This is a genomic window from Salipiger thiooxidans, from assembly GCF_900102075.1.
In the GTDB taxonomy this organism is placed as follows: Bacteria; Pseudomonadota; Alphaproteobacteria; order Rhodobacterales; family Rhodobacteraceae; genus Salipiger; species Salipiger thiooxidans.
In genome coordinates this window covers 101,505-117,443 of sequence record NZ_FNAV01000011.1, presented here as the reverse complement: position 1 = coordinate 117,443, position 15,939 = coordinate 101,505, and the positions used below count along the sequence as shown (strand labels likewise).

4 protein-coding genes are annotated in these 15,939 nt (G+C 65.8%); all 4 read right to left on the bottom strand.

The genetic code is table 11. The annotated features are described in order from the left end of the window. Positions 1 to 660: 660 nt before the first annotated feature. A complete protein-coding gene (locus tag BLQ77_RS17295) occupies positions 661 to 6,753 on the bottom strand; it encodes an ICP22 family protein (protein ID WP_089961477.1) in 6,093 nt (2,030 codons plus the stop codon). Positions 6,754 to 6,772: 19 nt separating this feature from the next. Continuing rightward, a complete protein-coding gene (locus BLQ77_RS17290) occupies positions 6,773 to 11,713 on the bottom strand; it encodes a DEAD/DEAH box helicase (protein ID WP_089961475.1) in 4,941 nt (1,646 codons plus the stop codon). After that, positions 11,710 to 14,676 carry a hypothetical protein gene (locus BLQ77_RS17285; protein WP_131822031.1) on the bottom strand — a complete coding sequence of 989 codons (2,967 nt, stop codon included), beginning with the start codon at positions 14,674 to 14,676 and terminating at the stop codon, positions 11,710 to 11,712. The genes BLQ77_RS17290 and BLQ77_RS17285 overlap by 4 nt, the downstream gene beginning before the upstream one ends. A 303-nt stretch (positions 14,677 to 14,979) precedes the next feature. Next, positions 14,980 to 15,864 carry an SAVED domain-containing protein gene (locus BLQ77_RS17280; protein WP_110476909.1) on the bottom strand — a complete coding sequence of 295 codons (885 nt, stop codon included), beginning with the start codon at positions 15,862 to 15,864 and terminating at the stop codon, positions 14,980 to 14,982. Positions 15,865 to 15,939 lie beyond the last annotated feature (75 nt).

Genomic DNA, 15,939 nt, shown 5'->3' with positions numbered 1-15,939 from the left:
CGGGGGGAAATTGCGTCACAACGCGGGATTTTTGCGTCATACTGCTACGCAACGGCTTGATTTAATGACGTGAATTCACCCCTGAATCAAGAGAATCTTGAATCCCCCTGAAAGAGCCTTGATGCTTTGCTCAACCTCTCTTGTGCACGCTTCAAGCAATCGGGTGTCGAAAGATTTGTCGTCGGTGAAGAAAAATCGCTTCTGGCTTTTTCTGTCCGTTCGAGACGACCCATTTACTGCCTGAGCGAGAGAGCAATTCACGCAAACGGACAGATAAAGTCTTCGCGGCGCGCAGCTGAGATGAATTCAGTCCCAAGCGTTCTGGCCAGGTCGCTCACCTTCGGTCACCTTGCGTGGCCCATGAAAGCGCAATGCGCCGTGAAGGCGCATTGCAACCACTGGGGGCTTGTCCCCTGACTTCGGCGCCGGAGTCTATCGGGGTCGGAAAACGGAGCCGTGCGGCGCGCAGCACGATGATGTTTTTCGACCTCGACCAGTCTGAATGCGGCAAGGCGACATGTCCGTCTATCCATACCTGTTCTCACCCTGACACACCGGAGCAACGCCTCACTCGCATTACATTAAACCCCGTATGGCACAGTGGAAGTTACCAGAGGCGCCAATAAGTCTCCTCGGAGTCCAACGAAATGATCGGTGTCGTTACGACTCCAGTGTTCGTGATATCAGGTCGCCCAGGGCAGACCGCCGAATGCGGCCTACTTTGGGGCTCCATCCGGCTACCAACCCAGTGGCGACAAGATCGGGCCCGATGGTGACCAGGTCACAGCCGGTCTGTTCGCGCATAAGATCGTCGAAGGTCTGGTAATCCTCACCCTCGCCGAGTTCGAGCAGCAGAAGGGCCTGGCCCAGAAACCCCTTGGAGATGGGATCCGGAAAGCGCTGGGAGACGCGCCATTCCCTGGCCACCTCGATAGGATCGTTCGCCTTGGACATCTTGCGGATGAGTTCGATCGTTTCCGACGGAATGCCGCCGGCGGCCGAAAGAATCGCCTCCCACGTTGCCGGCTTGTCGAGTTCCAGCTCCTCGATCATATGCAGATGCACCCGGATCATTTCCGCGCCCCAGGCCGAGAGGAACTGTGCCTGATCCGAGCGACGGTTGGCCAGCTCCCGCGAGGCCGAGTCGGCCGCGTCGAGGATGATCACGGGACGGACATGTCCGCTGATGACGCGCGGCTGACGCTCGAGCCAAGACACCTCTTCGATGGCGTCCTTCGCACTGCCCGGTGTGTGCACGACGATCGTCATCCTGCCGGCGCCGACCTGGGCCTTGTCGATGCGGGCCCGCAGGTCCTTGCGATTGTCGACCAGGTGGACGGGAATGTCGGTGTTCGGCGCGCCCGGCAGGCGGGCCGTTTCCGATATGGCCTTCAGTGCCCGACCGACCTTGGACAAACCAAGCGGCTCGAGGCCGCAGACCAGCTGAACGGGCGGCGACTCCCGGTGAACGATGCGCTCGATCTGCAGGTCGGTGAGCGGGCTATAGGGCAGGTCTTGCTGTGCGTGGAGGTGGCCACCGGTCGCGTAGCGCCGCCGGTGCACGGACCGGTCGTAGGCGACCGTGGGATCCTTCTCCTCGATCTCGCCGAGGGCATGGTAGATGTCGTCGATCGAGCCCAGCATCGCGGCAACCTGCCGCGTGCGCAGGAGGTAGGTGTAGCGGCTGGTCTGCGGGATCGGCACCCGGCCGAGCACGCCGAGATCGAAGAGTTCCTCCAACAGTGCCTCGAAGGCGGCCTGCGAGGGCTGTTCCGCGGTCCGGGGCCAGAACGCCGCTGCCTCGTCGAGGAGCTCAGCCGGGGTGAAGCCGGACACCAGGGACTTGTGCTCGAACCCTTCGGCGTTGAGCCGCGCGAGCGTGTAGGCGACGAGCGCGTAGCGCGGATCGAGATCCAGCGTCAGGTGAAACTTCTCCCGGATGCGGGTCTCGATCTGGTGATAGCCCCGGTGGGTGAAGAGATCGCCCGTGGGGATCGTCCAGAGCGGGCCGTCATCCGACAGGCGGTAAGCCTTCCCGCTGCCTTGGCCGTGCATGGAGGCGAGAAGCCCCTTGGCGTATTCCTGGACGAGCGAGGGATAGTAGTTGGCCCAGGCGAGGATCTCCTCGACCGCCTCCATGGACTGGAAACGGAACCCCGCGGCCCGCATCGGCTTGACGACCAGGTCATGCGCGGCGCGCTTGTCGTCCTCCGTGCGGTTCAGGGGCCCGATGCAGATCGGCTGGCCGAGATGGGCGAGCGGCGAGTTGGGCTGTCGGTGCATCCGCTGGACGTTGTGAAGGCCGGCGAAGACCACCTTGAAAGCCCGCCCGGTGTCTTCCATCAGTTCCTTGAGGCGGCTGAGCTCGGGATAATCGGCCTTGGTGTCTGCGGCCATGAAATGGTCGGTCTCGTCGAACATGCACACGACCTGCGCCTCGGGCCTGGTCGAGAACCAGCCCTTGATGTCGCGGCAGATGCTGTCGGCATCGCGGCTTGCCGGCTTGACCACGTTGTGCGGCACCAGCATCGCGTTGAGGTGCGACCAGATTTCGGACGTCTTTTCCGCGTTGCCGAGGGGTTTCACCTCGCGCCGCACCACGATGCGGCTTTCCTCCGGCGCATGCCGCGTCTTGGCCACGTGGTTCAGGAGTGCCGATTTGCCCAGCTGGCGCCCGCCGTAAACGAGGCAGCCATCGGCGGTTTTCGACATTATGTAGCGGATCTCCTCCTCCCGGCCGAAGAACATCTCCGGCGGGATCTGGCCGGCATCCGTGGTGTAGGGTTCGACGCGCCCGTAGGGCAGGCCGCACTCGAAGAACGTGCGCGCCCGGGTGTCGCGCCGGGTCGCGGCAAAAGCGACCAGAGCCTCGTCGATCAGCAGTGCCGGAGTGGCGGTGGCGCGCAGGCGCTCGGCGAACTCGTGGCGCCGGGCAGCATCGGCGACGCCGGCCACGAGCAGGATGGTGGGCATGTCGCCGGCCGCCTTGAGGGCCGCCTCGGGCAGAATGTCCGGGCCGATCATCAGCAGGCGGTAGCCGGCCGCGGCCTTGGAGCCGAAGACCGGTGGCAGGAACCAGCCATCGGTCCGGATCGTGCCGGTCATCCTCGCCTGCCAGGCCTTGGTGCGTCCGATCTGCTTGCTGTCGTGAAGCTTCACGTTCTCGAAGCCGATCTCTTCGAAGAAGGCCCGGATGTCGTTGATGGCCGGCTTGCGCGACACCATGGCGTGCATGATGTCGCGGTAGAGCGAGATAAATTCCAGGCCAGCCTTGCGACGGTCCTCGTCGATGGCGAGCGGCCCCTCACCCTTGAGTGCGGCCTGGAACTGGGCCGGGGCGGCCGGCCAGCCGGCCGAAGCGGCATAGGTGATGAACTCGGGGGTGAAATGCTTGATGAGACCCTCGAGCTCGGTCTCGAAGGTCGCCGCGGAGCGGCCGTCGCGCAGCTGCGCGATCCGGTCCTCGATCGCCTCGATCGTCAGGTCGTCGAGGGCGCCTGTGAGCATGTCCGCCTCGTCGACGTTCCGGTCGTTTCGGTATTGCCCGATCCGGGCGACCTGGTCGTCGCGGATGTTCGACTCGATCGTGCCGGAGATGTCGTCGAGCTCGACGGCATGGACCGGGATGTCGGCCAGATCGTGGATCTCCGACCCGGAGCCGACCGCAGCGAGGCGCTCGAGCGCAATCTGGCACCAGTTGAGGCGCCGCGTGATTTCGTCCTGGTGGTTGTAATCGACCTTTGCCAGCGTCTTGAGGCGACGTTCGCGCCGCTCGATCTCCGCTTGCCATGTTTCGGCGAACACCGACATCTCGCGCCGGATGTCCGCGTCCGCATCGATCGAGAAGCGCGCGGCGAGGCGCATGGCGGTGTCGAAGGCGGCCTCGTGCCTGGCGCGGTCCACCGCCTCCGCGGGACCGGGGATGCCCTCCGTCAGGGCCTCCCGGAAGGCATCGAAGCGCAGGCCGGGCGCGTTGATCGCATCGCGCGTGGCGGCGGGAAGCAGGTCGCGCTCGGCCGTGATCGCCTCCTCCAGTGTGGCGAAGGAGCCGGAGTCGGACCCTTCGATGGCCCGGATGGCTTCGCGGGCCTGCAGGGCGATCCATCCTGCAAGGGCGCGCCCCACCGGATCGCCGTCGTTCCCGGCCTCGGCTTCGAGGGCGCCGGCCGCCTTTTCGAGGCGGGTCTGTAGGTTGCCGATCGTCGCGCGCAGCTTCGCGTCGGATTTCTGCCCCTGGCTGCCCTCGCGTTCCGCGGCCTTCAGCCAGCTGTCGAGAAGCCCGAGCGGCTCGTCGAACTGGCGATGAAGATACTCGATCCCCTTGGGATGAAGCCGGGACGCGTTGCGACCGGCTTCGGCCGCGAATTCGACGGAATGCGCCTCGATGTCGGAGTGGGAATCCAGCTGGTCGATGGCCTGGCGCGCCAGCTCCGGAGCCTCCGGGGCGTTCTTCTCGATGGCCGTCCGGGCCGCGCCGATCAGTCCCTGGTCCGAGACCACATGATGCATGAACATGGTCGCGAAGTGCCAGCGGGAGGTCTTCTGCGAGTAGGTTTCGCACCAGTCCGACAGCTGGGTCGCCAGCCGCTTCTTGAGCGGGACGCGCTGCGCGCCGGAAATCCGCGCCAATTCGTCCGGGTCGGGCGGGAAGTCATAATCGAGCGCGGCGATGGACTCGGCGGCCGGCAGAAGGTGCTGGCCGAGGCTGCCCCGGCAGAGCTCGGGAAGCACGCTGCGAAGACCCGAGGAGGCCTCGAGGATGGTGGGCCGGATGAGCGCCCCGAGCAGCATGACCGAGCCGCTCTCCCCGGGCTTCTCCGAAAGCGCCCGGTTTGCGATGGAAAGAAAGCGCTGGGTGTCGAGGCCGTATTCCCGGTGGGGTGCGCGGGAGCCGGCAGCAGTGCGCAGGACGGAGGCCTCGATCGGCCAGGCATGGCCGCCTGCCTCGAAGACTTCGGCGGAATCGGCCGCCACCCCGATGAGGTTGCGCGCGATGAGATCGACGAGGGTTTCCTCGGGAACCGGCGCAGGGGATGTGGTGGCGCGGGTGCCATCGGAGCGGGGAGCACCATCCGTCTCCGCGGCCGCAGGGATGGGTGCCGCCTCTTCGAGAGGGAGGCCGTCTTCGCCGGGACCGGACTCCTCTGCCGGATCCTCCGGTGACTTCTCGTGCGCGCCCTCGTCAGCCGCGTCCGTGGACGGCTCGGAAGGCGCAGGGGCGGCGGACTCATCCTCCCCGTTCAGGGTGTCCGCGACGTCAGCGTCCTCGCTCTCCGTGGTCTCTTCGGATGCCTGCGTATTCTCGGGAGCCGGTGCGACGGATTCGAACGCGTCGGTCACCGCCGCTTCGGAGGGTTCCGCCCCGGCCCCGCTCTCGTCGGCGCCCGCCTCGGTTTCCTCGTCCGGTTCCTCGTCGGCCTCCTCTTCGAGACCGTCCGTGTCGCCGCGGAACATGTCGCGCGCGGCGTGATGGGAGGCTTCCTCCTCGGCGAAATCTTCGATGATGAGCTCGCGAATGTCCTCGGGAAGATCGTCCTCCCTCTCGATCGCTCCGGCGATGATCTTCTCGATCATATCTGCGTAGCTGTCGCGTGCCTCGGTGTCGGCCTCGAGCCGAGCCTTCGTGTCGCGCGCTTCGGGGACGAGTTTTTCCAGCGCGTCGTAATCCTCTTCCTCGTGCGCCCTGGCGATCTTCTCCCTGGCTTGCTTGGCCCGCTCTTCCGTCTCCGGAAGCCTGTCCTGCAGGTCAACGAAGCGCTCGAGGATGCCCGCAGAGCGCAGTCGTCCGAGAAGCTGCAAGCCGGCCTTTGGGACGGTGCTGCCGTCGATGGTGAATCCTGCGCTCCTGTAGGATTTCAGCAGGACTTCGGTGATGATGCCCGCATGGTGGTGCGCATGTTGCGCGCCGATCTCCGCCAGGCGGGCGAGGCGGGAAAAATCCTCTGTCGGCGAGGTGAGATCGAGCATCCCGGCAAGGACTTGCATCGTGGTCGTGAGGTGTTCGTGGTAGGTTAATGACCGTGCCCGAGGATAGTCGGTATGGATCTCGATCAGGTCATCGGCATGAGCGCGCCAGTCGGTGATCTCGTCGAGATCGTCGAGAAGATCGTTCACAGAGGCGATTTCATCCTCCGGCACGAGAACTGAATAGGCCGCCTGGGTAAGCGCCACCGTGTCCATTTCCTCGAGCTTGCGGTAGTAGGCTTGGATTGCGTATTCGCAGAAGGCGCCGATCGCGACCTCGGGGTCGGGATCGGGCATGCCGAGTTCGTGCGCCCGGTGGTGAAGGTGTTCGTTGGATCTCAGCCGGAGCTTCATCAGCGGAAGCTTCATGAGGACCTTTCCGATCCTGTCGCGTGAACTGCTCCGTCCGCGAACCTTCCCCTTGAGGCGCGCAGTGCCGACCTCCACCTCGAGCGCCGGCATCGCCCAGGGGGCGTTCTCGCAGGCGTCGAGAATGGCGCCATAGACGCCGACGGGGTCCTTGGGGTCGGTGTCGAGCTCCATGTAGTCGATGATCGTCCGCAGGTCGCGCACCGAAAAATGCGCGGCACTGGCAAAACGCTCCGCGGCATCAGGGCAGATCTTTCGCAGCGGAAAGGCTCCGAAGATCGCCGGTGGCTCCCATTCCTCCATGTTCCAGGCCATCATCTGCGTGATGGCTGCTGGCGTGCCGGAGAACTTGGGGGGTCCGGAGGCCGGGCCTCCGAGGGTCGGGATTGCCGTGGCAGGCTTCGCGTCATCGAGCGTCATGAGGGTCTTTCTGTCTTTCTCAGGCATTCCATTGCGGGTCTATCCGGACGCCGGCGTCGATAAGGATCGCCTCTATCCAGGCAAGAGCAGGCCTTCGATCGAATTCCGGCCAGTATCTCTGGTTGGAATAGTCATTGAGGCATCGCGTGCAGCTCGTCGCGCAGTCGGGATTCTCGCAGGCGAGCAGCGTCCGAGCCGAGAGCAGGAGATCCCGCGCCAGGAAGCCATCTTCCTGCGTCAGGCGGGTGGCATACCCGGCCCCGCCGGATACCGAGTCGTAGAGCACCACGACAAGGTATCCGTCGAGACGCTGCACGAGGGCGCGAAGGTCGCGCGGGTCTGTTTCGAGCAGTTCCGCCGCGCCGAGACGCATCGCTTCCTGAAGCGTTCGGTCGAGTCCCGACCCAGGAGCGATCGCGGAGCCGTCCGGGGCCCGCGGGACAGCCTCGAAAAGGATACCGCGCACGTCGGTCTCGAAGACATGCGCGAGATCTATGGGGTACACAGGCTGCGCGGGGTCGAAACGACAGGGCTGGCCGCTGCGCGGATTCTCGTGCGGCTCGATCCGGGAGGGCTGTTGCCAGGCATGCTCGGGACCGTGGCCGCGGACCGGAACGGCATGCTCGCAGTTGCGGCACCATGCGAATCCGCCGCGATGCCGGCCGCGGTTCACGGTGATGATGCGCCCGAGTTCGTGGTCCGGGCGGTTCGACCCGGGTGCATGGAAGGTGAGGATGCCGGGGAGATCCGTCGGCTGGTATTTGATCCTCGGGGCCTCTGTCAGCAGCAGCGCCTCGTCCGAAACCGTCGGACGCAGGCGGCTGGCGCCGGGATCACGGCCCTGCCCGTCGGAGACGGAGGTGAGAAACCCGTGCGGCCGGATGAAGGCGCGTGTGGCATTGATCCTGCTGAAGGCGGATCCGCATTGCTGGCATTCGGGTTCCGGGTCCATGCCTTGCGGAGTGACCTGCGGAGATCGGCAGAACTCGCAGATCCGGTAACGGGCCCGTTCGATGAAGGCGTCGTCTCCGGTGAACTTGGATCGCTTGGAGATGCCGGCGCTGGTCCAGACACGCCCGCCGGCGACGACCTCGGCCCCGGGCGCATATTCGGAAATGCCGATGGAGCCGTCCCGGTCGAGCTCGAGTATGGTGTTGTCGGCGGTCTGGCCGGCAGTGTTCAGGACTTCCAGGGATACCGAATGGACCGGGAAGGAATAGGTGGGAATGACTGCGCGCCGGGAGAGCTGGTCGATGAGGAACTGGTTCATGTAGAGCCGTTGCTGGGTGCGCAGAACGCCCAGGGAGCGGTCGATTTTCTGGAACTGGTCGGCTGCCGTCCTGTCGAGCGCGGCGCGGCGCTCCTCAAGGTCGTCGATGGCTTCCTGCATCAGGCCCCACCGGCCCCAGATGGCATCGGCGAAGGCCCTGATGCGGCGACGCAGCGTTTCGGACAGGCCCGGCGCATCGAGCGCGATCGTCCGATTCTCCGCCGGCAAGCGCCGACCGAGGTTGGCGGCCTCTTCGATGTGTGATCCGGCATTGGAGAGCCAATCTTCGAAGTCGGCATCGAAAGCCGCACGCTCAGCCTCTGTGAGCGCCTCTGCGAACACATCACGCAGCCGTGGAGATCCGGGCCTCTGGTATTGCGCGAGTCGGTGCTCGAGAAAGCGCGCGAGCAGCATCGAGAGCTGGTGGCGCTGAAAGAACCCGGCATTGTCGAGGCTCAGGTAGGGGATGATCGGCTGCGCGGCGAGATACTCCGTGAATTTCTCGTAGACGGCGCGGTCGTAGCGCCCGGAGCGCGCGGTGGTCAGGACGATCGGGGCAACCTGGGCGCGCCGCCCTGCCCGACCGGCCCGCTGCTGGTAGTTGGCGATCGAGGGCGGGACATTCTTGCAAAGGACCGCCTCGAGGTCGCCGAGATCGACGCCCATCTCCATCGTCGTCGTGCAGGAAAGCAGGTTGACCTCGCCGGCCTTGAAGTCCTCTTCGATATCCGTGCGAACCTCGCCCGCGATCGCGGCCGTGTGCTCGCGGGCGATGCCCATTAGGGGATGTTCGTTGTAGCGTGCGACGTAGTGGTTGCGCCGCGCGAGATCGGCACGTTCGTCCGGCGTGATCTCGCGAAGCCTGCCGTCGCAATACATGGCCTGGCAAACGCCGGCCGTGTCGAACTGGGTGCGGCTTCCGCAGGTCAGGCACTGGTAGAGGCTGACCTCGGATCCGGGCACGACGATGAGGGACCGGTCGAGCTTCAGTCCTCGGCCAACTCCGTGCTTTGCCGTCATCGAGCGCGGGTTCTCGATCGCCTTCCAGAACTGCGTCAGCGCGTCGCGCGCCTGGTTGTCGTCGATCGTCGTGCCGCTTGCGGCGGCCATTTTACCCAGGAGCGCGGTGAAACGGTTCGCCCGGCCCGCCGCCGGGACGAGGACCAGCGGAAGGTTGGTGTTAGGATTGCGCTCGCGCGTGACGCAGCGGTTTTTCTGGGCAGCGATACGTGTCCAGATCGACTCGTCGACGAGATCGATCATGCCGGATTCCTTCTCGGCGATCGCGCGATGTTCCCGGATCATCTTCAGGATGTAACGCACGAAGGGCTCGGCGTAATCCTGGAGCGCCGCGGGCAGCACTTTCCGAACGGCATGCACGGGCCGTTCGATCTGGGCGTAGTCTATCCCGACCAGGCCGAAGCCCTCGAGGCTCAGGCGCCCACGCCCGAAGACGGTGATCTCGGCTGCCATGAGCGCCTTGAGACGGAGCAACTCGTTGGGCCCGGTCTCGAGTTCGGGCACCACGCCGGGCCGGTAGAGACGAAGCCCGTCCCGGCGCAGCTCGCGGGCGACCGCCCCGACGAGGTTGTCGATGTCCGCCCGCCCACCATCGGCGATCGCCCGCAGGATGGCACTGCGCAGCGCCTGTTCCCGGGAGGTGCGCTCGAAGAAGGGGGCAAAGAAGGCCGCGTCCTGGCGGTTGTCGGAGAAGACGAGCAGGTTGCGACCACCCATGGGCGGGCTGGTGCCGGCTTCCTTCCCAGGCAGGGCCTCGAGCAGGGTCTGCGACGCGACGGCAGCAATCGCCTCGTCGCCGGGCCGGACGGTCGTCACCGGCTCGAGATAGCGGGTCGAGCGGTGCCCGCAGGCGGCACAGCGCGCCATGTAGCGAGACCCGTCGTCAGGATCCTCTTCGAGGCGGACATCCTCGAGGGAGACCGATCCGGCGTCGTCCGGATCCATCGGTTGGCCCGTGAGGGGATCGATGCCGATGATCTGGCCCTGGTCCGAGGAATCGGTTTCGTGGTCTTCCTCGACCGCAATGCCGCCGGGAACGAGGCGGAGAAGGCGCCGGCTTCCGGACCCGGGAAGAGGATCGAGGCCCGCCGGGCCCTCCCACGCCTCGAGATAGGGCTCGCCGCAGTTCCGGCAGACGAAAAGTTCGTAGGCGGGTCGTCCATCGCCGTCATGTTCGGCGCCGATGACGATCCCGGCAAGGTTTTTTGGACCATCGGCACGAAGCGAGACACCGGTGCGGTCGGGCGCGCGCGAGATCAGGTGATAGCGCGCCGGCAGGAGCGGGAAGACCGTGGACTCCTGGCTCACCGCGAGAACCCCGATCGAGATCAGCCCGACGAGGGCCGGAATGGCGTCCTCGCCGGCATTCGGAAAGACCTCGCGCGCCAGTGTGCCGATCGGCATGGCCCCGCTTTCCAACTGATGGGCAATGGCATGGATTTCCTCGAATCCGGAAAGGCGCTCGATCAGGGCGTCCCCGATCGAGGGGGCGTCCTCGAGGGCAAGTTCGGGCAGGTCGAGAAGATCGGCCTCGAAGTTCCAGTCCTCGACGGTGAGCGGAGTGCCGTTCTGTTCCGCCTCGCCGGCGGCTGCGGCGAGAGCCCCGGCCTGCGCCCAGCGCGCCGCGTCGAGGCCGCTCCCGGACGGCGTCCGCGCAAGGCTCGGATGAGCCTTCCTCTGCGAGGTGATGACCGCGGCCTCACCGGCGAAGGGCTCGCCGAAAAGGCGTGACGCGAAGCCTGCGAGTTCCGTCTTGCGGCCGGGATCGAGCGAGGCGGATGTGCCGACACAGCGGACATGCTCGTCCGGGATTCCGAGATGCGCCTTGAGGCGGCGCAGAAGGAAGGCCACCTCGATCGCTTGGGCGCCCGCGTAGGTGTGGATCTCGTCCAGAACGATCCAGCGCAGGTCCGCGCCCGCCAGTAGTTGGCGGTTCGTTGGCAGGAGCAAGATATGCTCGAGCATGGCGTAGTTCGTGATCAGAATGTGTGGCGGCGTGGCACGCATTTCGGCCCGCGAGAGAAGCCAGTTCCCGGGGACGTCCGCATCCTCGCCGAAGGCCTCGACGAAACTCGGGGTCGAGCGGAGGCGGGTGACCTCCTCCTCCCGGGTGGCGCGGGACTTGACCTGACCCGTGTAGCGACCGAGCGTGATCCCCGGGTCGCCGAGGTCGCGAAACAGCAGCTGGGAAATCCGGCCCAGCTGGTCGTTCGCCAGGGCATTGAGCGGGTAGACGAGGATCGCGCGCACACCCGGCCTCGAAAGGTCGCCCTGGGCGAGGATGTCATCGACGAGCGGGTAGAGAAAGCTCTCGGTCTTGCCCGACCCGGTGCCGGTCGCGACGAGGTAGTTTTCCTCGCGGCGGAGGGCTTCGGCCTGATGGGCGTGAAGGGGCCTGGTCCAGACGGACGGAGCATTCTCCGCGAAGGCCGACCATTCCGGCGCCAGCCGGCCGCGCGCATGCAGCTCGGCGAGGCTCTCCCCCTTCTCGAAGTCCGGAAGGGTCTCGACATAGGGACCCTTGACGAAGTTCAACGCGCCGATGCTCCGGCGGAGCTGCTCGGCAAGTTCCGGTGCGCGGATCTCGTTGATGGGCGACGAGGTCGCCACGAAACGGGCCATCGTCTGGTTGAGATGATCGCGGAACTGGTTGGGGTCGAGGTTGGTCATGCGGAGACGTCCTGTTCGATGGCGCGTGTCCAGAGCGCGCGGAAATAGACGAAGAACTCGACCCCTGCCCGAAGGATGAGAGTCAGGACCTGGCCGACCTCGTGCCGCGACAGGCCCGTCCGGAACTCGATGTCGTCGATGAAGGCCGCGGCGCGGCGCGCCGCGCAGGCGCGCGCAAAGCGCTCGATCAGTGCCGCGAAGCGCGCGGGACGAGGGTCGCCGCCGCCGCCCTGGTCGAAGGAGCGAAGCAGGTCGAGTTCGGCGACATGGGTATCGCACAGGAGGCGCGCCGTGCTGGCCTGCGTCCCCTGCCCCTTGAGGATGCGCAGGTCTGTCTCGTTCAGCCTGAAACGCAGAATCCTGAACGCGTGCTGGAGGGCGGCGGCATCGAGACCCGGGGGGATGGCGTCGTCCGATCCCAGGCGCTCCAGCCAGTCCGCCGCCGGTGTGTCGCCATGGACCGATGGTGCGGCTGCGGGCGCCGGGATGTCCTTCATGCGGTCGAGCGGGGAGAGGCCCGAGCTCTCGGGCAATCCGGCATAGGCGTGCAGCGGCGCCTCGAAGAGCCAGGGCGCCACGCCGGCGAGGTCGTGCCGTGGCGGCTCGCCATCCTGGCGGGAGACGCCCAGGACCGACTTCACCGGGCTCAGCATCCCGGACCGGGCAAAGGGCGCGAAGGCGGCCTCGTAGGCGGGCGCGATCGCCGCCGACAGCTGGCCACCCAAAGCGTCGGGCTCCGGGTCGGAAAGAAACCGGGCAAGCTGCAGCAGGTCCCGAAGGGCCGGGTCATTCATCTCCCCCGGCAGGCCCAGCGCGACGGGCGCGCCGGTCGCATCCCGGAGCGGGGTGAAATCCTCCTCGCCACCGGTGCGGACGAGGAGCATCGCACGAGCGGGTCCACGATGCCGCCGCTTGTCGATCGTGACGGCGATGCGGCCTGCCTCCATCTCGTTGTCGACGCGGACGCCGTCGAGCGGCGCGTTCGGCGCGGGGTGGCGCCCGAAGGTGTGGTCGCCCTCCCGGGCGTGCCCTTGCGTGTCCTCGATGCGCAGACGCAGCGCGTCGAGCGGCCGGGTCGGCGCAAAGACGAGGCGAAGAGCGTCGTCGCTCTTGTCGACGGACATGGCAGCGGGATCGTCGAGGCGCCGGATCCGCGCGAGAAGATCGACGCGTCCTTCAGCGCGCCGGAGGGCAATCCGGTCATCGCCGCCCTCCTGCATCTCGAGCTCCGACGCGCCGATCTCGAGACTCTGACGCTGCAGAAACGGCCTGCGTTTCTCCTTTCCCAGGACCAGAAGGGCGGCGTCGCGGTCGGGAGACCTCAGAAGCAGCGTGTCGTGCCGGTTCTCATGGCCAAGGGTGAGCGTTGCGCCGCGAGGAACGTAGTGCCGCTCCCCCGTGGCAATGCGACAGTGCCAGAGCTTCTCGCTGCGCGCGGCGAGCCGAAACTCCCTCGTGTCACCCTCTCGCCGCAGGGCGAGGATCGGCGCCTCCATGTCGGAGCGCGGATCGACGGAGACTGTCCGGGGCCCCACGGTGAGCCCTGCCGATCTTGCCGGATCGAAAGTCGCGGGCAGCGGCGCGTCTTCGAGATCGCCCTGGGGCGCGGCAATGCCCGGCCAAATCCAGCAGGTGGTGGACAGTTCCGCGCGCGCCTCGAGGTCTCCGGCTGCGCCCGGAGCGAGAACCTCGAAGAGGACCGGGCGGGGATCGGCCGCCACATCAAGTCCGAAATCGGCGAATGGCAGTGTCGCGAGACCGTCGGCACCGACCCGGATGGAGACGAACCGCGTCTCGCCTTCATGCCGGGCCCTGACGATCCGGCCCTGGCCGCCGATCTCGGGGTCGATCCGAAGCACGAGACCGCCGTCGCAGGAGAAGAGCGCATGGCTGCCGTCGCGTCCAAGGGCGGTTCCGTCGATCCAGAGGGCGGCGTCCGTGGGCGTGTGAAGCGTGAGGTCGGACCTGTCCTCGAAGCGGAGCGTCTCGCCCGTCTCGACCCATGCGACGAAGATCCCGGGATCTGCGGAAAGGATCGCGTCGCCGAAGCTGGCGCAGCGGAAGGGCGACCGCGACAGGGCGACCAGGTGCAGGGCGGCAATGTCGGCCGCATCCTCGGACCGGGTCACCCGGGTCAGGAATGCACCGCTGTCGGCATCGAAAAGGAGAACCTCACCGGGCGCGGGCGCGAATGGGACATCCTGATGGATATTGCCGGCGCTCCAGGCCACCTTGCCGGGCCAGGGTGGAGCAATCCGCAAGCGCTGTGACCCGGACATCTGGGTCGGAAAGAGTCCCGTCTTAATGCGCTGGGTCATGCGGGATGCCTCGGCCTCAAGGGCGAGATGGCCTCCGGTCCAGAAGACCCTGGGCGGGCCCACGAGGTCGGCCCGGGTGCGACCAAATAGCCGTGCGGCGACGTCATACGCCTCGAACAGCCGTTTCTCTGCCTCGCCCTGCGGATCGATACCGCGGCGCCATGCCTCGAACCGCCGCGCACAATAGGCCGATCGATCAAAGTCGATCGCGGCATGAAGGCGCGTCAGGGTGGGACAGCGATCCCGCACCGCTCGGCGCTGCCAGGCCCGTGCGGCGGGCGTGTCCTCGATGGCTGGAGGGCCGACATGCAGGGCAGCGCCCACGAACGCCCGCGCAAGATCCGGATGTTGGGAATGCGCCGGCCCCAGCGGGGCGAAGAAGAGATCCGTGGGTTCGTTGCCGGACACCGGAAGCCCGAGGTGGCGCGCAGCGCGCCGGAAGCGGGATTTGAGGTCGTTCCTCGAGGAGGTTTCGGAAAAGTCCTCACGGACGAAATCGCTGATATGAGCGTAGACGTCCCGCGTCGAGATCCCGTAGCGCGCGGCGAGAGGATAGAGGACGGCCCACACGCCGAGGGCGGGCGCGCGGGTTAGGAGCCGCCAGAGAGGTTGTGCGCTAACAACGGAGATCGCAGTTTCCCGCATTGCCGTGCCCAGCCGGACATCGGCGATGAACGGGGTCGAGCCAGCCCCCGTCCAAGCGGAGACGATGGCGTTTTCGATATCGCTGAGACCAGGGTGTTCAGATATTGGGGTTGGAATCTCGACACCTCATACATGGCATTACTGTGCGAAGCAGGAAACTATGAAAGATCCTCAACGATAATCACTGCATAACCAATTTTTCCAAATCGGATCAAAATGATTCCGATAGCCATTCATTTTTGTGACACTCCTCAAGTATCTATGCGGCAGGCCAGAAATTGAAGGAAGACGGATTATGCGGCCTCATGGCTCGATACGCAAACGGCGGAGGAACCCCTGCTCCGGGACCCTGTCATAGACATCGAAGCTCGGCTGCGCCTTCGGTTGCCATACCCGGCCGAACTCCACGGAACATGATAGCGGCGTTGCTGGAAAGACAGACAGATCGACATCGTGCCCATGCTGGTTCTGGATCTCGTCAAAGGTGCGACGCGCGATCTCCCGGAACCGCCTGAGGTCGTCCTTGTGCCGGATGATGCCCGCGCGATGAACATCGCTGCTGATCTCCCAGATTGAGACGTCGGCTCCGAGCGCTTTCACCACGGCATCATCGTCGACTTCGTTGGTAATGGAGAGCTTCAGAGCAACCTTCTTCCCGCCCTGTTCCCCGCGGTGTAGCGCGAACTGGACCTCCTCGCGGTCTTCAGGCCAAGACCACTGCACGGGTTCGCGTTGTAGTTCGAAGACGTCGGCATCCGAGATGTCGGAGAGCAGGCGCCCCAGCTCCATCAGGAGGGGGATCGGGGCGAGGCCGAAAACCGAAAGATGGCGGATGTCACCGCCCTCAAACCGGCCAAGCACCTTGCTTGCGAAATCCGTCCGAAGCACGTCCGGCTGCACCTGCCAATAGGTCGGGTCCGTATCCTTGTAATGCATCCCCTTGACCTTGATCTCGATGGGCCTGGCCTCCGCCGGTGTGCGATGCGGCAGGATGGCTGTCACGCAATCATCGAAAGGAACGGCGGTTTCGTTCGGGCCGATCGGCGCGCTGAACTGGAGAATGTGAGAGCGGCGGTTCGGTCCGGCCGACAGCACCATGTCAACCCATGCCTCATGATCCCGCTTCATCTGTCGTAGGCGCTCAGGCGGATATCCGCCCTGACTGTCGACCCTTAGCGAACGGCCCATACCGGTCACTCGACCTTCCTCAGGAATGCTGCGTCTGCAGCCCCCTTAGCCGCCATTCGCTGCACCGGCAGGATC

What these genes read in the sequence shown, in the direction of transcription:
- BLQ77_RS17295 (WP_089961477.1), bottom strand. Translation starts at nt 6,753, where the DNA reads ATGACGCTCGATGACGCGAAGCCTGCCACGGCAATCCCGACCCTCGGA.
- BLQ77_RS17280 (WP_110476909.1), bottom strand. Translation starts at nt 15,864, where the DNA reads ATGGGCCGTTCGCTAAGGGTCGACAGTCAGGGCGGATATCCGCCTGAG.
- BLQ77_RS17285 (WP_131822031.1), bottom strand. Translation starts at nt 14,676, where the DNA reads ATGCGGGAAACTGCGATCTCCGTTGTTAGCGCACAACCTCTCTGGCGG.
- BLQ77_RS17290 (WP_089961475.1), bottom strand. Translation starts at nt 11,713, where the DNA reads ATGACCAACCTCGACCCCAACCAGTTCCGCGATCATCTCAACCAGACG.